General features: G+C 40.7%; 19 protein-coding genes and 1 rRNA gene (1 of these 20 running past the window's edge). 11 read left to right on the top strand and 9 right to left on the bottom strand.

From position 1 onward, the window contains the following. Positions 1-41 precede the first annotated feature (41 nt). The 5 genes from SporoP8_RS05880 to SporoP8_RS05865 form a co-directional block, all read right to left on the bottom strand. Entirely contained in the window at positions 42-1,946 is a 1,905-nt protein-coding gene (locus SporoP8_RS05880) for a heavy metal translocating P-type ATPase (protein WP_085131641.1), read from the bottom strand. 375 nt (positions 1,947-2,321) lie between these two features. Next, entirely contained in the window at positions 2,322-3,854 is a 1,533-nt protein-coding gene (locus SporoP8_RS05875) for a fumarate hydratase (RefSeq protein WP_085131640.1), read from the bottom strand. Positions 3,855-3,878: 24 nt separating this feature from the next. Next, a complete protein-coding gene (locus SporoP8_RS16635; RefSeq protein ID WP_099627989.1) occupies positions 3,879-4,049 on the bottom strand; it encodes an SE1561 family protein in 171 nt (56 codons plus the stop codon). A 355-nt stretch (positions 4,050-4,404) separates the two neighbouring features. Continuing rightward, positions 4,405-5,205, bottom strand: coding sequence for a polysaccharide deacetylase family protein (locus SporoP8_RS05870; RefSeq protein WP_085131639.1), 801 nt, complete (start codon positions 5,203-5,205; stop codon positions 4,405-4,407). Between the two features lie 107 nt (positions 5,206-5,312). Next, positions 5,313-6,212: a TIGR01777 family oxidoreductase gene (locus tag SporoP8_RS05865; protein ID WP_085131638.1), complete on the bottom strand. Its 900-nt coding sequence runs from the start codon at positions 6,210-6,212 to the stop codon at positions 5,313-5,315. 93 nt (positions 6,213-6,305) lie between these two features. On the opposite strand from SporoP8_RS05865, the gene recX reads away from it, so the two are divergent. After that, positions 6,306-7,118: a recombination regulator RecX gene (recX, locus tag SporoP8_RS05860; protein ID WP_085131637.1), complete on the top strand. Its 813-nt coding sequence runs from the start codon at positions 6,306-6,308 to the stop codon at positions 7,116-7,118. Continuing rightward, positions 7,108-7,440, top strand: a complete 333-nt coding sequence (locus tag SporoP8_RS05855) for a YfhH family protein (protein ID WP_085131636.1) — start codon at positions 7,108-7,110, stop codon at positions 7,438-7,440. Before recX ends, SporoP8_RS05855 begins: the two co-directional genes overlap by 11 nt. 38 nt (positions 7,441-7,478) lie before the next feature. Here SporoP8_RS05855 and SporoP8_RS05850 read toward each other — a convergent pair whose 3' ends face one another. Further along, on the bottom strand, positions 7,479-8,462 hold the full coding sequence (locus SporoP8_RS05850) for a metal-dependent hydrolase (RefSeq protein WP_085131635.1): 984 nt from the start codon (positions 8,460-8,462) through the stop codon (positions 7,479-7,481). 97 nt (positions 8,463-8,559) lie between these two features. On the opposite strand from SporoP8_RS05850, the gene mutY reads away from it, so the two are divergent. The 4 genes from mutY to SporoP8_RS05830 all read left to right on the top strand — a co-directional run bounded on the left by mutY (position 8,560) and on the right by SporoP8_RS05830 (position 12,530). Continuing rightward, a complete protein-coding gene (mutY, locus tag SporoP8_RS05845) occupies positions 8,560-9,606 on the top strand; it encodes an A/G-specific adenine glycosylase (protein ID WP_085131634.1) in 1,047 nt (348 codons plus the stop codon). A gap of 71 nt (positions 9,607-9,677) precedes the next feature. Next, complete coding sequence (locus SporoP8_RS05840) at positions 9,678-9,992, top strand: gamma-type small acid-soluble spore protein (RefSeq protein WP_085131633.1); 315 nt, start codon at positions 9,678-9,680, stop codon at positions 9,990-9,992. A gap of 195 nt (positions 9,993-10,187) precedes the next feature. Beyond that, positions 10,188-10,736: a nucleoside tri-diphosphate phosphatase gene (locus SporoP8_RS05835; RefSeq protein WP_085131632.1), complete on the top strand. Its 549-nt coding sequence runs from the start codon at positions 10,188-10,190 to the stop codon at positions 10,734-10,736. A 48-nt stretch (positions 10,737-10,784) separates the two neighbouring features. Further along, entirely contained in the window at positions 10,785-12,530 is a 1,746-nt protein-coding gene (locus SporoP8_RS05830; RefSeq protein WP_085131631.1) for an ABC transporter ATP-binding protein, read from the top strand. A gap of 136 nt (positions 12,531-12,666) precedes the next feature. Here the strand turns inward: SporoP8_RS05830 and SporoP8_RS05825 are convergent, their stop codons facing one another. Beyond that, on the bottom strand, positions 12,667-13,746 hold the full coding sequence (locus SporoP8_RS05825) for an FUSC family protein (RefSeq protein ID WP_085131630.1): 1,080 nt from the start codon (positions 13,744-13,746) through the stop codon (positions 12,667-12,669). A 74-nt stretch (positions 13,747-13,820) separates the two neighbouring features. Further along, positions 13,821-15,107, bottom strand: a complete 1,287-nt coding sequence (locus SporoP8_RS05820; RefSeq protein WP_085131629.1) for a glutamate-1-semialdehyde 2,1-aminomutase — start codon at positions 15,105-15,107, stop codon at positions 13,821-13,823. Between the two features lie 171 nt (positions 15,108-15,278). Here SporoP8_RS05820 and bcp point away from each other — a divergent pair, with 171 nt between their 5' ends. From bcp to perR, 3 genes are all read left to right on the top strand, one after another. After that, complete coding sequence (gene bcp / locus SporoP8_RS05815) at positions 15,279-15,752, top strand: thioredoxin-dependent thiol peroxidase (protein WP_085131628.1); 474 nt, start codon at positions 15,279-15,281, stop codon at positions 15,750-15,752. An 11-nt stretch (positions 15,753-15,763) separates the two neighbouring features. Beyond that, positions 15,764-16,708: a D-2-hydroxyacid dehydrogenase gene (locus tag SporoP8_RS05810; protein ID WP_085131627.1), complete on the top strand. Its 945-nt coding sequence runs from the start codon at positions 15,764-15,766 to the stop codon at positions 16,706-16,708. Positions 16,709-16,810: 102 nt separating this feature from the next. Continuing rightward, positions 16,811-17,257 (top strand): peroxide-responsive transcriptional repressor PerR, encoded by a 447-nt coding sequence (gene perR / locus SporoP8_RS05805; RefSeq protein WP_085131626.1) that lies wholly within the window; start codon positions 16,811-16,813, stop codon positions 17,255-17,257. Positions 17,258-17,297: 40 nt separating this feature from the next. Here the strand turns inward: perR and SporoP8_RS05800 are convergent, their stop codons facing one another. Next, a complete protein-coding gene (locus tag SporoP8_RS05800) occupies positions 17,298-17,654 on the bottom strand; it encodes a YgzB family protein (RefSeq protein ID WP_085131625.1) in 357 nt (118 codons plus the stop codon). A gap of 158 nt (positions 17,655-17,812) precedes the next feature. Here SporoP8_RS05800 and SporoP8_RS05795 point away from each other — a divergent pair, with 158 nt between their 5' ends. Both SporoP8_RS05795 and SporoP8_RS05790 read left to right on the top strand, forming a co-directional pair. Next, on the top strand, positions 17,813-18,676 hold the full coding sequence (locus SporoP8_RS05795) for a nucleotidyltransferase-like protein (RefSeq protein ID WP_332308458.1): 864 nt from the start codon (positions 17,813-17,815) through the stop codon (positions 18,674-18,676). 487 nt (positions 18,677-19,163) lie between these two features. Continuing rightward, positions 19,164-19,361 (top strand): 16S ribosomal RNA (locus SporoP8_RS05790) (it continues 1,354 nt past the right edge of the window).

The following is a 19,361-nucleotide window of genomic DNA, read 5'->3' as shown; positions in this document are numbered from 1 at the left end:
TAAAAAGTGAAGAAAAGGGTTCCCTTTTCTTCACTTTTTATTTAATCTATTTTATTTAGCATTCGTAAACCGTTTAATATAACCAAAATCGTACTTCCTTCATGTCCAATGACACCGAGAGGCAAGTCGACTACTTGCATGAAGTTTGCGATTATGAGGATCGATATCACAGCTATCGAGAAGAATACGTTTTGTTTAACGATTCGTTGCATTTTTCTTGAAAGCTTAATAGCATACGATAAACGATTCAAGTCGTTTTGCATCAGGACAACATCAGCTGTCTCCAATGCTACATCTGTACCTTCACCCATCGCGATGCCCGAAGTTGCAGTAGCTAATGCAGGAGCGTCGTTGATCCCGTCTCCTACCATGCCAACCGTTCCATATTCTTTCAATAAATGCTTAAGTTGAATGACTTTCTCTTCGGGTAGACATTCTGCTACGTACGTATCGACACCTACTTCATTTGCAATTGCATGAGCGGTATTTTCATTGTCGCCAGTTAACATCACTGTACGAATTCCTAGAGATTGGAGTGATTTAATTGCGGAAATTGCTTCTTTGCGTAAGGTATCCTGTAAAGCAGCCAGCGCCACAATTCCTTGTTCATCTCTCATGAAAATGACAGTTTTACCTTCATTTGCAAGTGACACTGCCACATTATCTTGGAATTCCTCTACTAACTCTACTCCGACAAATTTCGGATTACCGATTAGAATGTCACCATTACTCGTCTCTGCTTTAATACCAAATCCAGGAATGTCTTCAATATGAAGATTACGTTCGGGTTCTACACCATGCTCTGTCGCGTAATTGATGATAGCTTTCGCCAACGGGTGATTGGATAGTGATTCTGCACCTGCAAATAAAGCAAGCGTCTCTTCCATGTCTGCACCTTCCCGAACGATGAAATCCATCACAATCGGTTTCCCCGTAGTCAAAGTACCTGTTTTATCAAAAGCGAATGCTTGCAATGTACTTAAGTGCTCTAAATGAACTCCACCTTTAAATAACACACCTTTTCTAGCGCCATTGGAAACAGCCGCTAATGTAGCAGGCATAATAGAAGCCATCAACGCACAAGGGGAAGCGACGACTAGTAAGACGATTGCACGGTAGAACGTTGTAGTCCAATCCCAGTTGAATAAGAAGTGAGGCAGGAACATCATGATTACAACTGCTGCCAGCACAATCTTCACATAAGATCCTTCAAAGCGCTCGATAAATTGTTGTGAAGGAGACTTTTCGCTTTGCGCGTTTTGTACCATCGTTATAATCTTTTGGAATAACGTCTCGGAACTAGGTTTCGTCATTGTCATACGAATCGCCCCGCTAATATTAACCGTTCCTGCAAATAACTCATCATTTTCCTGCTTTGTCACCGGAATAGACTCTCCGTTAATAGCTGACATATCAATTGAAGTAATTCCGCTTAATACTTTACCATCAACCGGAATACGTTCGCCTGGTTTAACGAGCAAAACAGAGCCGATCGATAGGGAGTCAGTAGATACTTTTTTCTCACTGCCATCTTCAAGAATTAACCACGCTTCTTCAGGCTGCATCTCCATCAGAGAAGATATTTCATTATGGCTTTTATTAAGTGTATAAGTCTCTAATGCACCGCTAATTGCAAAGATGAAAATCAGAATTGCACCTTCAGCCCAATATCCGATAATTCCTGAACCGATGGCCGCGAAAATCATTAGCATCTCGACGTTCAGTTCTTTATTTTTTATCGTTTCTTCAATACCTTCCTTGGCTTTAGCGTAACCACCAATTAGAAACGCTATGATATACAGCGTGACAGAAAAGGATTCTGTACCGTTTTTTCCTAAAATCCATGCAGCAAGAATGATAATTCCAGATAATATAGCCGCGATCAGTTCAAGACGTGCAGACCAGTCAATCGTCTGTTCAGGTTGTTCTTTTGCAAGTGTTGTCATGTATTCTCCTCCTAATTGATAATGATTTTCAATTTCAAAACTCTTATTAAAGCAGTAAAGTCGACTCTACAGTAGTAGAATCGACTTTTCGGGCGTTTAAATAGAATGAATATGAAGTTATAATAGTTATTATCTACAGTATATCATTTCTCAATAAGAAGTGTTACTTATTTGGCTAATTCATGCAAGATTTGTAGATGTTGTTGATAAATGAAGGGAAGTAGACCGGGTGAGTGCGAAATGATTGAAGCTCAGTTGCTAACGGGTTCGCCTGGAACGTAGCGTAATGATGCATCCTCTACCCAACAACTTATTCAGGCTAATCGATTCATTAAAAAAAGCAGCGAATGATAGTTCTCATTCGCTGCTTGCTTATTAGTTAAATACTTTTTCTTTGAACTGAGAGAGTTTTTCTAGAGATGACTTGTCGATGTCAGCATGCAGGCTGTTACCGTGAGAGTCCATCGTTACAACTGCAGTGAAGTCCTCTACGCGTAAATGCCATAACGCTTCAGGAATACCGAACTCCAGCAAGTCGACACCTTCAACCTCTTTAATACAGTCAGCATAATACTGTGCCGCGCCGCCGATACCGTTCAAGTATACACCGCCGTGCTCTTTAAGAGCGGCAAGTGTTTTAGGTCCCATTCCGCCTTTGCCGATCACTGCGCGGATACCAAACTTCTTCATAATATCACCTTGGTACGGTTCTTCACGCATAGAAGTCGTCGGACCCGCAGCTTTGATCTCATACTTGCCTTCATCGTTCTTTAGAACAACCGGTCCACAATGATAGATGACTTGACCATTCAAATCAACTGGTGCGTCATTATCCATTAAGTGCTTATGAATCGCATCGCGACCTGTGTACATACGGCCTGAAATTTTTACAACGTCACCAACGTGAAGATCACGTACGTCTTCTTCCGAAATAGGTGCTTGCAAGTGTACAATACGTGCAGTGGATTTTGCTTCCTCAGCTGGCTGTTCGAATGCAATTTTCTCGCCTTCATTGTAGTGCCAATCCATGATTTCGCCAGTTTCTGCATTAATATTCACTGCCATACGGCGATATGCCCAGCAGTTATATGCTACAGATACATAGAAGCTTGCGGGAATACGGTGCATGACACCGATTTTACATCCTAGTAATGTTGCTTCTCCGCCGAAGCCCATCGTCCCGATTCCAAGAAGATTGGCTTTTTCTAATACATAATCTTCTAATTTTGCAAGTTCAGGAATTGGATTAACATCTGTTACATCGCGGAAAAGTTGTTCTTTCGCCAGATCATATCCAGATGAACGATCGCCACCAATTCCGACACCGATAAATCCAGCAGAACAACCTTGTCCTTGGGCTTGATAAACCGAGTGAAGGATGCATTTGCGAATACCGTCCAAATCGCGTCCTGCGCGGCCAAGACCTTCCAATTCAGTAGGGAGGCTATATTGGATGTTTTTGTTTTCACAACCGCCACCCTTTAAGATTAACTTTACTTCTATATAATCTTTTTCCCATTGTTCAAACTTGACAACCGGTAGGCCGATTCCTAAGTTATTGCCGCTATTATCGCCAGTCAATGAATCTACAGCGTTCGGACGTAGCTTTCCTTTTTCCGTAGCTAGTTCCAAAGAGCGTACAATTGCCGCTTTGATTTCCAATTGGTTTACCCCGATTGGCGTTTTGATCTTAAATGTAGGAAGGCCGGTATCCTGACAAATTGGAGATAGTTTATCATCTGCCATATTAATATTATTTGCAATCGTATCCAAACTCATTGCAGCGCTTGTTCCTTTATTCTCCTTTTCCTTCGCAGAAAGAATTGCGCGTCGGACGTCTTTTGGCAAGTTTGTGGATGTTTCGCAAACCAGTTCATAAATACTTTTTTCAAGTGTCTCTATGTACATTTCAAAATCCCCCGTTAGTATATGTTATTTTTTAGAATTATCCATCTGTTCTTCTAATTCATCGAGTAACATGATCAGACGATCTATATCCTGGAGCTCCGTGTGCTCAGGTTCAATTGCTTCCAATGTTTCAATGAATTGATTGAATCGATTTTTTAGTTCAACGACTTGTTCATTACTTTGTGATTTATCCATACGTACACCTCTTTCTATCATTGATATCGTATACGAAAACACTATCTTTTTCAATCTGATTTTGTTGTGCGTACTGTAAATGAAGAAATAATAAATAAAATATTAAAATATTTCAACAAAATACTTTACAATTAACAGAATAGTTGGTATAGTAAGTTTAATAAAAAGAAAAGGAGGTCGTAGTTATAGAGACGAATCGAATCCTAGACACATAACAACGAAGGAGGGGATCCGTAACAATCCAACATCGGTGAATACGTTGGATAACTACGAATGTGAACATGCAAACTGAAGATGTATCAAATAATTAGAGACCTTATCTGTCGGTAGTGAACATACAGATAAGGTCTCTTATTTATTGTGTAATCGCATTTCCTTTCTCATATTCCTTCACTAACTGATCAAGTGAGTGGAATTCATAGCCTTGTTTCTTGGCATCACGAATGAAATCGGGGAGTGCTTCTGCATTATCTGATGCTACGGTATGCATCAGAATGACGGCGCCTGGATGTAATTGATTCATCAATTCATTATAGGCATACGCTTTTCCTTTTCGTTGATCCCGATGCCAGTCAATGAATGCAACGGACCAGAAAATATGTCTGTACCCTAGTTCATTTCCTTTTTGCAGCAATTTCGCATTAAATGTCCCTTCGGGTGGCCTCGCGTAGATGGTTCTCTTTAGACCGGTAGTAGCATATACAATTTCATCTAGCCTCTTCCACTCGTCTTCCATCTGTTGTTCTGTTATATTCGCCATGTTTGGGTGGTCATATGAATGATTTCCGATACCATGGCCATCTTTCACCATACGTTTTACTAAATCACTGGCGCTTTTTACATAATGCCCAGTCAAGAAAAATGTGGCGGGGGCTTTCTCTTTTTTCAACGTGTCTAAAATGCTTTCAGTATAGCCGTTCTCATATCCGTTATCAAATGTTAGATAGACGACTTTTTTATCTTCTTTCCCTTTGTAGATTGCACCGTAATCATCAAGCAATTTATCCAGTTCTGCTCCGGCGGAAGGGGGAACACCTTCAGTTGCTTTCTTGAAACCCCAATGAAAAGCTTCAGCTTGAACAGTGAAGGGATTCATCACAACTCCAACAATGAGTAAGCAAGATGCCAGTAAAATTCCTGACAAATGATGAGTCATTAAGCGTCACTCCTTTTTACTAAGCATGTGCCAAACCGCTTTTTGTATGTAATGAAAGAGAAAAAATGTTTGTCAAAACGTAAAAACGTCTTAACAAACATTTAAAGTTATTTTAATAAGTTTTCAAGCGCCGGTCGTAATGAAGGGTAAGCAAATGTAAATCCGTTAGCCAACAACTTTTTCGGTACTACATGCTGTCCTTGCAGAACGACAATACTTTTTTCTCCCAAGGCAACTTTCATTGCAAAACTTGGAACTGGGAACCAATGTGGACGATGCAATACTTTTCCGATAGTCTTTCCGAAAGCATTCATATGCATTGGACTCGGCGCTACTACGTTAACAGGACCTTCCACATTATCATTCTTTATTGAGAATAGGATTGCATTGGCTACGTCTTCAACGTGGACCCAGGAGAACCATTGATTGCCCGAACCTATTTTACCACCGGCAAATAGTTGATAAGGCAGCTTAATAAGTGGAAGCGCTCCGCCTTCTTTACCGAGCACAATACCAAAGCGAGTATATACAGTTCGTACACCCATTTCATTTGCTTGTCCCGCAAGATCTTCCCAATCATGTACGGTTTTGGCTAGAAAATCATCGCCGACTGCAGTGGAATCTTCGGTATATTGAGCGGTAAATGACGTGGGATAAATACCGATTGCACTTGCATTCACTAGGACACGTGGTTTCTCAGGAAGACTTCGTATAATGCGTAACACTTCTTGTGTAGCAGTTATTCTGCTATCGTAAATTTGCTTTTTTCGTTCTTCAGACCAACGACTATCATCTATGGACACGCCGGCTAAATTGACGAATGCATCTACTTGCCCGATTTCATTCTCAGGTGAAGCATAATCCGTCAACCATTGAACATATTGAACTCCATTATGCTTTGATGAAGGCTTACGCGTTAAGATTACTACTTCATGACCGTTTTCCTTCAACTTCTCAGTTAAGACGCTACCAATGAAACCGGTGCCTCCTGTAATAACCACTTTCACAATGCATTCCCTCCATTCTTTTGAAAATTAATACACTATTGCTGACCATCACCACAAGAAGCGGTATACTAAGATAAAGTAGGTGATGGAAACGTGCCGCTTATTACCAAAATATCACAACAAAAACGAGATAGCGAACGTTATAATATTTTTCTTGATGATCAATATGCATTCAGTGTCCATGAAACAGTCTTGGTGAAATTTGAACTCACGAAAGGGATGGAATTGGATGATTGGTCTAAGGACGAAATTGTTTATTCCGACCAAATTGAAAAGGCATTTAATCGTGCATTGCATTTTTTATCATTCCGAATGCGGAGTGAAATGGAAGTGAAAAAGAAATTGCTTGAAAAAGAATATGGAGAAGCAGTGGTTCTGGAAGCAATCGTGAAGTTAAAACGACTCGGCTTTTTAAATGATGAAGCATTTTCAGAAGCTCTTGTACGTACAGAGAAGAATAGTACGTTAAAAGGTCCGAGAGCTATTCAGCAATCTCTCTATAAGAAAGGTATACCCAAAGAACTGCAAACTCAAGCATTGGAGGAATATACAATGGAAGATCAAATGGCTAATGCTATGAAGCTGGCTGAAAAGACGATGCGATCGAATAGTTCACAACCGCCGGCACAAGTTAAGCAAAAAATACAAAATACATTAGCTAGAAAAGGTTTTTCTTATCAGCAAATTTCGGAAGTTCTCAGCAATTTGACCATCGAACGTGATGAAGAAGAATGGTCTGACATTACGTCTACATTTGGGGAAAAGGCATGGAGACGATACCAAAGCAAATACTCAGGATCCGACCTTAGACAACGCGTGAAGCAATCGATGTATCAAAAAGGCATTCCACTTAGTCAAATCGACCAATTTATTGAACAGAAAAGGAATGAAGAAGATGGATACTGAAAAACATTATAGTGATATGAATGAAAACGAACTGCGTAGTGAAGTCGCTAATCTAATGGAGAAAGCACGTAAAGCCGAACAGATGGGAATGATCAGTGAATATGCAGTTCACCAAAGAAAAGCGACTCTCGTACAGTCATACCTTGTAGATCCGGCTACTATTAAGCCAGGCGAGATGTACCGTATTGAAGGAGATGATGGGGTCTTCTTTCAAGTAGACTACCTAAAAGGATTATTCGCGTGGGGTTATCGCTTAGGCGGTGAAAAAGCTGAAGAGGCATTGCCGCTAGCTATGTTGAAAAATGTAAAAAGCGGAAAATAAACAAAAAAGAGCGCTCGTGCAATATGCACGAACGTTCTTTAGTTATTTGGGGCAAAATTAAGTTTTTTACGAAGTTTTTCTTCTGAGAAGATCCATCCTGTATAAGAATTGACGACCTCTAAGTCTTCATTGACATGCGCGACTGCAACGAATGGGTAGTAACCTTTGCTTCGATAACGCAAATCAATTAAACGGACTTCATAAATATGTCCTTCTTCCGAAATCGACCAACGATAAAGGGGCGAAAATGAAGTGAAAGCTTGCATGTTCGGATCTTCTAGTGCCACTTCAACTTGAGGTGACATCGGCATCACTTCGCGCTCAAATCGTTCATAAATTGTAATGGAACGTCCGTATGCTCGTCCTACAAAATGATCAACATCTGTCGTGGCAGCAATTCGCCATTGGAAGAAGTTCATTGTAGGTGCAGTAAATATATGCGTCGCGTTAGGAATCGTTTTCTTCACTGCATTCTTCACTGCGCTCTTCACTGCGAAGCGCAATAGGTAATAGAAGAAGATGACGACATATAATGTGGACATTGTAAAGACCGGATCTGCGCCAAACACCCACGCCATGATTGCTATTACATGGAGCCCAAATATAATGGGGTCAAATGTATTAATGACTCCTATGGCCACCCACTTTTGTGAAAATGGTCGAAGGGCTTGTGTACCATATGAGTTGAAAATATCGACAAATACATGTATAAACACCGCTAAAAATGTCCACGCCCAGACGTGAAAGAAAATAGACCCCGGCACAATGAAGGTCAACAATATGGAAATCAGTAACGGCCATAGCATTACAGCTGGAACTGAATGCGTAATACCGCGGTGATTACGTAAATAGACAGCATTGTTTCGAAGTTTCAATACCGTATCTATATCGGGAATTAGTGAACCGACCATAATCCCCGCAAAAACGGCACCCATTGTGGCAGGTTCAGTTGCTACGACTGAATCGACAAGAGCCAATCCACTGATCGCAACACCCATAGCAATATGTGTACCTGTATCCAAATCATCACTCCTTTATCGGAAGAGTTGTATACTACTTATAATTATATACCCTTTATTATCATAACTAAAAGTATTTACACGCAGAAACGAGGTCCATATGCAAATCATTGAACAAAAGAAGGCATTTCAAGATGCGTTATTAACTTGGTATGAAGCTGAAAAGCGAGACTTACCGTGGAGAAGAACTGACAATCCATACTATATTTGGATTTCGGAAGTTATGTTACAACAAACACGAGTAGATACGGTGATACCGTACTATGAGCGTTTTATTAAAAGGTTTCCGACGATGCAAGATCTTTCGGATGCACCAGAAGAAGATATCTTGAAAATGTGGGAAGGACTGGGGTATTACTCCAGAGTACGGAATCTGCAGTCAGGTGTGAGAGAAGTTGTCGAAACATATGGCGGTAAGGTCCCTAATAACCGAAAAGAAATTTCCACATTAAGAGGAGTTGGCCCCTACACGGCAGGTGCTATCTTAAGTATTGCCTACGGAGTACCGGAACATGCAGTAGACGGTAATGTTATGCGGGTATTGTCAAGAATCTTATTAATAGAAGAAGATATCGCTTTGCCGCGTAATAAAAAGTTATTTGAACAAGCTGTGATGGAATTAATTTCGGAAGAGAATCCATCTTCTTTCAACCAAGCGCTTATGGAACTGGGTGCAACAATATGTACACCGAATCCACATTGCTTATTATGCCCGGTTAGAGAATTTTGTATCGCCTTTGAAGAAGGAAAACAAAAGCAATTGCCAATTAAGATAAAAAAGCAGAAAATGAAGCATATTACGCTGGCTGCCTTCGCGATTCAAAATGAAGACGGCAAATGGCTGTTGCAAAAACGTCCAAGCACTGGACTGCTCGCCGGTCTTTGGGAATTTCCGATGATCGAACTTCAAGAAACTTCTGCAGTGGAAGCATTTGCAAAAGAAAATGGATTGAAACTCAAAAATCTTCAAGAGTTGCCGCATGTCAATCATGTGTTTTCTCATATCACATGGAATATTCATGTATATCGTGCACAACTGGAAGAGTCACATCCAGAAGGTAATTTGCAGTTCTTCACTAAACAGGAAGTTGAGTCGCTGCCAAAGTCAAAACCTGTCCTGAAAATTATCGAATTGCTGGAATGGTAAAACTTTAAAACCTACCGTGAATAAAATCCTGACTTATGGGACATCATAGTGAGTACGGAGGTGAATAAAACATGCCAAACCAATCAAAACGCAATTCACAGCAAGACCCATCTATGACAGATGCGAACCAAGTGAAGAAACAGAATGCGCAACAATCGATGAATGAAGAGTTCGCTTCCGAGACGGACGTCAATCAAGTTCGTCAGCAAAACGCGCAATCCGCAATGAACATGCAGTCTTCTTCATCCGCGATGCAGTCCTCTATGAACGAGGAGTTCGGATCTGAAACAGATGTCAATCAAGTGAAGCAACAAATCAACAAAGCAGAAGCAAACAAACAAAAAGCTTCAGGAGCACGTGCGAACCAATATAAAGGTTCAAACTAAGCGTGGACATCACCGACCGGTAGAAAAGGCTATTATAAGCCATTTCTACCGGTTTTCTTGTGTGAAAAACCATGCTGTGGACCTACTAAATTTAATCAATTACGAAATAGATGGTTGAATCGTTTTAAATTTAGGAAAGCTGTTGGTATAATAGACAGATAGCAAGAGCGGCAAGGCTCAAAGGTGGTATAAAAAATGGCGATTCCAAAAGAAGGAGAAACTGTACAGATACACAGCTACAAACATAACGGCAAAATTCACCGTGTCTGGCAAGAGACACTCGTATTGAAAGGCACACGCAATATTATCATTGGAGGCAATGAACGCACGCTCGTGACAGAGTCAGATGGTCGCACTTGGCTGACACGTGAACCATCCATCTGCTATTTTCACGCGGAAAATTGGTTTAACATCATTTGTATGCTACGTGAAGATGGTGTCTACTATTATGTCAACATGAGTTCGCCATTCGTTTACGATGAAAAGTACTTGAAGTATATCGATTATGACTTAGACGTAAAAGTGTTTCCTGATATGAGCTATTTGATTCTCGATGAAGACGAATATGCAGATCATAAGCGCCAAATGAACTATCCGGAAGTAATCGATTTAATCTTGCAGGATAACTTAAAAAAGCTACTTGGCTGGATCAAACAAAGGAAAGGTCCATTTGCTCCCGACTTCATTGATGTCTGGACTTCACGGTATGGATTTTATAAGCAAATTCAAGAAGAACAAAGCTAGACCTGCTTGCATTCGTGCAAGTCAGGTTTTTTTAGTAGGAGGAACAGAATGGGCGAGAGTATTAAACGTTATCTTCAATTCGTAAAGCCTTATAATTGGCAAATTGTCTTCACTGTTCTCATTGGTGTTGTAAAGTTTGCTATTCCGCTATTTTTACCTTTATTAATTAAAATTGTGATTGATGATATCATCGGTTCGCCGACGTTAAGTGATTCCGATAAAACACAGCAATTATTTTATTGGCTAGGTGGCACGATCATTGTGTTCTTCTTAATCCGTCCACCCGTGGAATACTACCGTCAATACTACGCACAATTAGTAAGTAATAAAATTTTGTTCGATATCCGCAAATCACTTTATGCTCATTTGCAAAAGCTTGGCCTGCGCTTCTATTCCAATACGCGTGCAGGTGAAGTAATCTCGCGAGTTATAAATGATGTAGAGCAGACAAAAAACTTCGTCATGATTGGTTTGATGAATGTCTGGCTTGATTTGGCTACCATTATTATTGCAATTGCTATCATGTTGACTTTGGATGTGGAGCTGACACTCGTTACATTGCTCGCATTTCCGTTTTATGCGTTCAGTGTCAAGCATTTCTTCGGTAAATTGCGTCAACTGACACGCAAGCGATCGCAAGCACTTGCCGATGTACAAAGTTATTTGCATGAGCGTGTGGCGGGCGTCAGTATTATTAAAAGTTTTGCAATCGAAGACAAAGAGCAGGAACGTTTTGATGAAGTGAACAATAAATTCCTGGACCGAGCAATTGAGCATACACGCTGGAATGCCAAAGCGTTTGCGGTTGTCAATACGATTACCGATGTAGCGCCATTACTCGTTATTGGCTATGCCGGCTATCAAGTAATCAATGGATCATTAACAGTCGGAACGATGGTTGCTTTTATCGCTTTCATAGAAAGGTTGTACTCGCCGTTACGCCGTCTTGTTAACTCATCCACTTCATTGACGCAATCATTTGCTTCAATGGACAGAGTACTGGACCTAATGAATGAAAAGTATGACGTGATCGATAAAGAGAATGCAAAAGTTTTACCATCGATTGCTGGGGAGATCGAGTTTGATAGTGTCAGCTTTGCATATGAAGAGGATGAAGTACTGACAAATATTAGCTTGAACATCCGCCCTGGCGAAACAGTTGCACTAGTTGGTATGAGTGGTGGTGGGAAATCAACGATCATCAGTTTAATCCCGCGATTTTACGATGTTACGTCTGGCGCTATTCGCATTGACGGCCATGATATCCGTGATGTAAAAGTTAAATCGCTTCGTGACCAGATCGGTATGGTACTTCAAGATTCTATTCTGTTTAGCGATTCTGTCAAAAGTAATATTTTGATGGGAAAACCGGATGCCACAGATGAAGAAGTTATTGCTGCAGCAAAAGCCGCAAATGCACATGATTTTATAGAGACATTGAGTGAAGGATATGATACAAGGGTAGGAGAGCGTGGAGTAAAGTTGTCTGGTGGACAGAAGCAACGTATCTCCATTGCGCGCGTTTTCTTGAAAAATCCGGCATTGCTCATCTTAGATGAAGCAACATCGGCCTTGGATTTGGAAAGCGAAGCGCTCATCCAGGATTCATTGGAACGCTTGGCGCACGATCGCACTACACTAATAGTTGCTCATCGATTATCTACAATTACGCATGCCGATTGTATTTATGTAATAGATCAAGGGGAATTAAAGGAATCTGGTACTCATTTAGAGTTGATGAAACTAAACGGCACCTACGCTGGTTTGTTCAATCGCCAAGAACTTGTGGGATAAGAAGGGCAATTCGAAGGATCAGTGTGAGTCTGTAACGGCAATCCAAACCGTTTGGTCAAGTAACTTCCACTGTTTATTCAAACTATTTATATAAGCAAAAACGGCAGAAGACGTTAAAAGTCTTCTGCCGTTTTTATTAATAGAATTCATCTTCTAAAATATTCTCTTCATCTTCATATCGTGTTTGATAAGAAGTGATCAGCGTATCTAGATGCTCCAGCTGTTCTTCGTAATTCAGAATAGCTGAAAGGACATGAAGTAAGTGATAGGAAGAAAACTCCTCTTCTTCACTAGTTATCGCAATTTCCTTCACGAAAATATTCATAACTTCTTGTCGTTGAATAAACTCACTATGGGTTTCATCTTCGTCGAAATCCGCCTTTAGTTTACCGACGAATTTCAGATGAAGCTGTTCATGATAGACGAGTAATGATTCTAGACGCTCTTGAATCATCATTCGGAAATGCTCTGGGAGATTGATGAGTTCATTTTCAAACTTATGCAGCCTTTTTAGGACGTCATAACTACTCCTAGTTGTACCGATCAATTGGCGATAGACAACAAGTCGTCTCGCTTTTGCGGCAGAAGTTTTTTTGAAATAGCTGCGCTCTTCCTTAAATAATAAGTACAGCTGATCAATTTGTATCAGACGTTCTTTTAACTTACTCAACGATTTCTTCATAGCTGTGTGTTCAGAGGCTTGACGACCAGCTAGACGCGTCCAACGAATAATTTCATCCTGTGCCTGATGAATCGCCTGAAACAGTTTCGTTTCATATTTCGGCGGCATAAATACTAGATTCACAATGAATGCTGCTAGTACACCTACCAAAATTGTACCTACACGAAGAAGGGCAAATGTTAAGAAGGCATCATCTTTTACCTCCATCACCGCAATCATCGTAACAAGTGCGAGTGACATAGACTTTTCGAGTCCAAGTTTCAACATAATAGTCATAACGATGACAGCTGCCAAACCGACAATTATTAATTGAGGTCCGAAGATGAGTGTGAATAAGACTGCTATAGTGGCACCGATTAAATTACCTTGCAATTGTTCAACTATTGTTAAGTACGATCTGTAAATAGAGGGTTGGATTGCGAATATAGCTGCAATACCCGCGAACACTGCTGTAGGTAATTCTAGTAAATTTGCGAGAAACAGAGCAAATACAATCGCAATACCCGTCTTAAAGACGCGGGCACCAAGTTTCATTGGGTAATTCCTTTCCTAAAAGCTCTTTTATGCTTACTTTACAATATACGCATAATACGGTCAATTGTTCTAATTTAAAGTGTTTTAAATGCACGATCTACTGCTTCCAGTGTTTCGTTTATATCTGATTCTGTATGAGCAGAAGTTAAGAACCACGCCTCATACTTAGATGGCGCCAAGTTGATGCCGTTTTTTAGCATTTCTTTAAAGAACCGTCCAAAGATTTCACCGTCTGTCGCTTCAGCTTGCTTGTAGTTTTCCACTTTGACGTCTGTGAAAAACAAAGTAAGTGCGCCTCCTAGACGATTGATCGTCAATTGAACACGGTGTTTTTGAGCCGATTTTAAAATGCCGTCTTCAAGTAAACCACCTAAGCGATCCATCTCATCATAGATACCTGGTTCTTGAAGCACTTCGAGGCAAGCAATTCCTGAAAGCATAGAGGCAGGATTTCCAGCCATTGTTCCAGCTTGATAAGCAGGGCCGAGTGGAGCAACTTGTTCCATGATTTCTTTTTTACCGCCGTAAGCACCGATTGGCAAGCCGCCACCGATAATTTTTCCGAAAGCTGTTAAATCGGGTTGGAGTCCAAGTAACGTCTGTGCCGCGCCATAATGAAAACGGAATGCTGTAATGACCTCGTCGTAGACAGTCAAAACACCTCGTTCTTTAGCTAAATCATGAACAAGTTCCAAGAAACCTTCATTCGGCTCGACGATTCCAAAGTTCCCGACAATCGGTTCGATTAGAATACAAGCCAGTTCATCCCCCCATTGTTCCATTGCTGCTTTATAGCTTTCGGGATCATTGAACGGAATGGTAATGACCTCTTTCGCGATAGAAGAAGGGACGCCTGCAGAATCTGGTGTTCCTAATGTAGCGGGACCTGATCCAGCAGCTACTAATACTAGATCCGAGTGACCGTGATAGCAACCTGCGAATTTCATGATCTTCGTACGTCCAGTATATGCTCTTGCTACACGAATTGTTGTCATGACAGCTTCTGTACCAGAATTAACGAAGCGGACTTTGTCCATTCCTGGAATAGCTTCTTTTAACATTTTGGCAAATTGTACTTCGTGACGTGTAGGTGTACCGTACAGTACGCCTGTTTCCGCTGCCTTCGTAATTGCTTTTGTAATGTGTGGGTGCGCGTGTCCTGTAATGATTGGACCGTATGCTCCCAAGTAGTCAATATAACGATTGCCATCTACATCATAGAAATAAGCGCCTTCTGCACGTTCCATGACAGTAGGTGCACCTCCGCCAACAGCTCCGTAAGCTCGAGCTGGGCTGTTAACACCGCCCACAATATGTTCACATGCTTCTGCGTAGATCGCTTCTGAATTTTTTCGGTTCATTAGTTAATTCCTCCAAATCAATTATACGTTATCCATTTTACCATTAATCGGAGTGAAGTCTCTACTTTCAGAGTGGAGTATAGGTAAATTGTAAAATTCAAATACTTCCGATACGATAAGTAGGGAGAGACCGAAGTATGCTATTCGTTTTTTATAAAAGGAGGATTCTCAATGGAAAAATTAGAAGGAAAACAAGCACCGGCATTTTCGTTAGCAAATGAAAATGGCGAAATGGTTTCATTAAATCAATTTAAAGGGAAAAATTATGTAGTGTTGTATTTTTATCCGAAAGACTCAACACCTGGTTGTACGACAGAGGCTTGTGATTTTCGTGATGCGCAAGCGGATTTTGAAGGGTTGAATGCGGTAGTGCTCGGTGTCAGTCCTGATCATGCAACTTCTCATCAAAAGTTTATCGCGAAGCACGGCTTGCCATTTTCTTTACTTGTAGATGAAGATCATGCGGTAGCTGAACAGTATGGAGTGTGGAAGCTAAAGAAGAACTTCGGTAAAGAGTATATGGGAATAGAGCGATCTACATTCTTGATTGATCCAACGGGTACAGTAGTAAAAGAATGGCGAAAAGTTCGTGTGAAAGGTCATGTAGAAGATGCATTGGCGACACTTGAGCAACTGACGAACTAGGAGGTGGACATATGAAGATTTTATTCACTTTTAAGATCAAAACTTCATTTAAAGAGCAATTAAAAGAGAAATATCCTACTGTTGAATTCATGTATACAACGAATATTAATGAAGTCTCATTAAAAGATATAGAAGTACTCGTGACAGATGGTGGGGATTTGAAATCAGAACACGTTACTAAAGCTACTGAACTGAAGTGGGTGATGGTTGCGGCTGTAGGAGTCGATACATTGCCGATCGAAGAACTTCAGGCGCGGGATGTGCTAGTCACGAATTCGCATGGGGTTCATAAAATGCCATTAGCTGAATCTGTACTGGCTCATTTGTTATCCCTTGAAAGGGGATTGCCGGGCATCTACAAAAGAGAGACTGAGAAAAAGTGGGAGCTAGACTCTTTACCTGGCGAAGTGAATCACTCGACTGCTTTGATAGTAGGAACGGGAGCGATTGGCGGGGAAATTGGAAGGCTTCTGAAGGCATTTCATGTACACACAGTTGGATGTAACCGTTCGGGGCATTCAAGTCCTTATATGGATGAAACGATTTCTTTAGATCACATTCTCGAAAAGCTTCCTCAAGTCGATTATGTGATTTCCATATTGCCAAGCACTCCTCAAACACGGTGGATTTATCAACCAGAGCATTTTCGCGCAATGAAAGAGACGGCCGTTTTTATGAATGTGGGCAGGGGAGACGCAGTAAAAGAGCAGTATGTGTTGGACGCGTTAAAACAAAATGAAATCCGTCATGCAGTCCTTGATGTCTTTGAAACAGAGCCGTTACCTAAAGATAGCCCATTTTGGGAATTGCCGAACTGTACGGTATCTCCGCATATGTCCAGTCTTTCTGATCAATACATTAAACGTTCTTTAGATATTATGGATGCCAACCTTGAGAAATGGGTGGCGGGAGATCCAGATCTGATCAACCAAGTAGATCTGGCAAGAGGTTATTAATATTGCGTTATCAGCAGAAAAGTTGACATTACACCCCAAAGTTGAGTAAACTAATTATAATGATTATAAAGAAGTAATCCTTATGAAGTGAGGTGCATTACGATGCCTGGAGTGTTCTTAAAAGATGCGTTAGTGACATTGAAAGAAAGTGGTGTGAGAATTACTCCGCAACGACATGCGATTCTCGAGTATTTAATCACATCCCATTCACATCCAACTGCTGATGAAATCTATAAAGCGCTAGAAGAAGATTTTCCTAATATGAGTGTGGCGACAGTTTATAACAACTTGCGTGTATTCCGAAACTCCGGATTAGTGAAAGAGTTGACGTATGGAGATGCATCAAGTCGTTTTGATTTCGTGACACATGATCATTACCATATTATTTGTGACGATTGTGGAAAGATCGTAGATTTCCATCATCCTGGTCTGGAAGAAGTAGAACGTCTTGCAGCGCATGTAACAGGATTCCAAGTAAATTCACATCGACTAGAAGTGTATGGAACTTGTCCTGACTGCGCAGCAACGCAGCAAAGCCGAGCAAAATAAAAGAGTGTAGCCCATTGGGGTTACACTCTTTTATTTTGTATTAATTTTCTTGCTTCCCTTTTTTATTATACGCGATGTCGAATTCTTTACCTTCAAGATTTGGATCGAGTGTTAATGGCTCGCGGCAATGTCCGCACATATCAACGCGTCCAAGCACTTTAGTATGCTTACCGCAATTCGGACATTGTACTCGTATAGCTCGTGTTGATAAGGTGCCAATCCATGCGTACACCACTGTACTACCGATAATTGCAAGCATTCCCAAGAACATAAAGATCAGCATGACAACTTCATTGGAACGGAAAAAGATTCCGATGTACATAATGACAACCCCAATGAAAATAAGTGCCAAGGCAAATGATCGGATTCGATTTATTTTATTTTTGTAAGGCTTCATCTTAAGTTTCCTCCTAACGCTATCCTCACCTAATATATCATATTATTATTTAATTGCAGTATAAACTCCCTTTAAAATAAAGGATTTTATGTGAAATTCGTCGAAATAGAGTATTCGAGACGATCTATAGAAAACTGGGAGGCGAGAAAGTGGAACAAATGCTACGGCCAGTGTACCAAGAGAGAGCCAGTTTACCTGAAACATTAAGTGTGCTCCTCATTGGCAATCAAAGAGAAGACGACCCGATCACTGACACCTTTGATGAAATCTTATTTATTATTACCTCAAACAATGAAATACCTATTCAGACCAAACATTATACAGATGGCAGACGTAAAGCAGCTATGCACATCATTAGCGAACGACAATTAACGCATTGGTTACTTGTTGGAACAAACAAGAAAATCATTGATTGGCTTGTCCTTGGAAAGGTATTCTTTGATCGTGATGAATATGCGGAACGGCTAAAAAGACGTTTATCTGAAGAGCCGTTGTTTGGTAGGGGTATTAAAATGGGAATCGAAATGGCTAAAATGATTCGCGCTTATAATGAAGGGAAAATTCATTTTGAAAGAAAACAGCATATGGATTCCTATTTATACGCGATCAATACATTGCATCACCTAGCTAGGTTCGTTGCCGTTAAACGTAACGTCTTACCTGAAAATACCGTCTGGGCACAAATGAAGAAAATAGATCCAGCTGTTTTTAAGTTGTATGAAGAATTGATTGGCAGTGAAGAGGAACTAGAGAAGCGCTTGGATTTAGTGTTCTTGGCAAGTGAGTTCTTCATCCATAACTATACAAATGAAGCAGCTGTACATTTGTTGGCTATCATGGGTCAAAAGGAATCATGGACCGTTCAGCAATTGCATGAACAGGACGAGCTATCGTTATATTCCTCGGATTTAGAGTTCTTTATCGAATATTTAGTTGATAAGCATCTAATTGAAATTACGCAAGTGCCTTCTAAAAATGAGTTGCTATTTCATAGAGAGTACCGTATTATAAGAGCTCGGTAGCTGTCGTAGAGCGATTCTACGATCGCTCTATAACTTTTATTGAAATAGTTGTTGACTTATTCTTTGGCATCATGTTATTATAGTAAATGTCGCTTGGGAGAAACGTTCTAACAACGCACACAACACATTCGAAAAAAGAATTTTAAAAAAGACTTGACGAATGAGAGCAAGATGAGTTATATTAGAGAAGTTGCTTTTGCAAGAAGCATAAAGCATAAAGCATAAAGCGAAAAACACGAACCTTGAAAACTGAACAGCAAAACGTTAACGAAATACAGTTTATGCATCTAACGATGACATAAACAAAATGAGTATCTTAATTGATGCCAGCAAATGAAACTCGAGCTAATCGAATTTTCATCTTCTGGGCGTTGAGTCGTAGTGAAGTGCTAGGAAGTGATCGAGTGAAGAAGGGAGCGTACTTAGGTACGTGACCGACTGAACGAGTGAAACTGACAACGCAATTCGCTTTGGATTGGCGGTCAGTATTATGGAGAGTTTGATCCTGGCTCAGGACGAACGCTGGCGGCATGCCTAATACATGCAAGTCGAGCGAACTGTTGGAAGCTTGCTTCCTTCAGTTAGCGGCGGACGGGTGAGTAACACGTGGGCAACCTGCCCTTCAGATGGGGATAACTCCGGGAAACCGGGGCTAATACCGAATAACCCATTTTCTCGCATGAGG

This window comes from Sporosarcina ureae (genome assembly GCF_002101375.1).
Taxonomy (GTDB): Bacteria; Bacillota; Bacilli; order Bacillales_A; family Planococcaceae; genus Sporosarcina; species Sporosarcina ureae_B.
Note: the sequence above shows the minus strand (reverse complement) of the source record. Positions and strands in the feature narration are given on the sequence as shown.

What these genes read in the sequence shown, in the direction of transcription:
- bcp (WP_085131628.1), top strand. Translation starts at nt 15,279, where the DNA reads ATGGAAAAATTAGAAGGAAAACAAGCACCGGCATTTTCGTTAGCAAAT.
- mutY (WP_085131634.1), top strand. Translation starts at nt 8,560, where the DNA reads ATGCAAATCATTGAACAAAAGAAGGCATTTCAAGATGCGTTATTAACT.
- SporoP8_RS16635 (WP_099627989.1), bottom strand. Translation starts at nt 4,049, where the DNA reads ATGGATAAATCACAAAGTAATGAACAAGTCGTTGAACTAAAAAATCGA.
- SporoP8_RS05810 (WP_085131627.1), top strand. Translation starts at nt 15,764, where the DNA reads ATGAAGATTTTATTCACTTTTAAGATCAAAACTTCATTTAAAGAGCAA.
- SporoP8_RS05875 (WP_085131640.1), bottom strand. Translation starts at nt 3,854, where the DNA reads ATGTACATAGAGACACTTGAAAAAAGTATTTATGAACTGGTTTGCGAA.
- SporoP8_RS05870 (WP_085131639.1), bottom strand. Translation starts at nt 5,205, where the DNA reads ATGACTCATCATTTGTCAGGAATTTTACTGGCATCTTGCTTACTCATT.
- SporoP8_RS05830 (WP_085131631.1), top strand. Translation starts at nt 10,785, where the DNA reads ATGGGCGAGAGTATTAAACGTTATCTTCAATTCGTAAAGCCTTATAAT.
- SporoP8_RS05795 (WP_332308458.1), top strand. Translation starts at nt 17,813, where the DNA reads ATGCTACGGCCAGTGTACCAAGAGAGAGCCAGTTTACCTGAAACATTA.
- SporoP8_RS05855 (WP_085131636.1), top strand. Translation starts at nt 7,108, where the DNA reads ATGGATACTGAAAAACATTATAGTGATATGAATGAAAACGAACTGCGT.
- SporoP8_RS05820 (WP_085131629.1), bottom strand. Translation starts at nt 15,107, where the DNA reads ATGAACCGAAAAAATTCAGAAGCGATCTACGCAGAAGCATGTGAACAT.
- SporoP8_RS05840 (WP_085131633.1), top strand. Translation starts at nt 9,678, where the DNA reads ATGCCAAACCAATCAAAACGCAATTCACAGCAAGACCCATCTATGACA.
- SporoP8_RS05800 (WP_085131625.1), bottom strand. Translation starts at nt 17,654, where the DNA reads ATGAAGCCTTACAAAAATAAAATAAATCGAATCCGATCATTTGCCTTG.
- SporoP8_RS05880 (WP_085131641.1), bottom strand. Translation starts at nt 1,946, where the DNA reads ATGACAACACTTGCAAAAGAACAACCTGAACAGACGATTGACTGGTCT.
- perR (WP_085131626.1), top strand. Translation starts at nt 16,811, where the DNA reads ATGCCTGGAGTGTTCTTAAAAGATGCGTTAGTGACATTGAAAGAAAGT.
- SporoP8_RS05825 (WP_085131630.1), bottom strand. Translation starts at nt 13,746, where the DNA reads ATGAAACTTGGTGCCCGCGTCTTTAAGACGGGTATTGCGATTGTATTT.
- SporoP8_RS05835 (WP_085131632.1), top strand. Translation starts at nt 10,188, where the DNA reads ATGGCGATTCCAAAAGAAGGAGAAACTGTACAGATACACAGCTACAAA.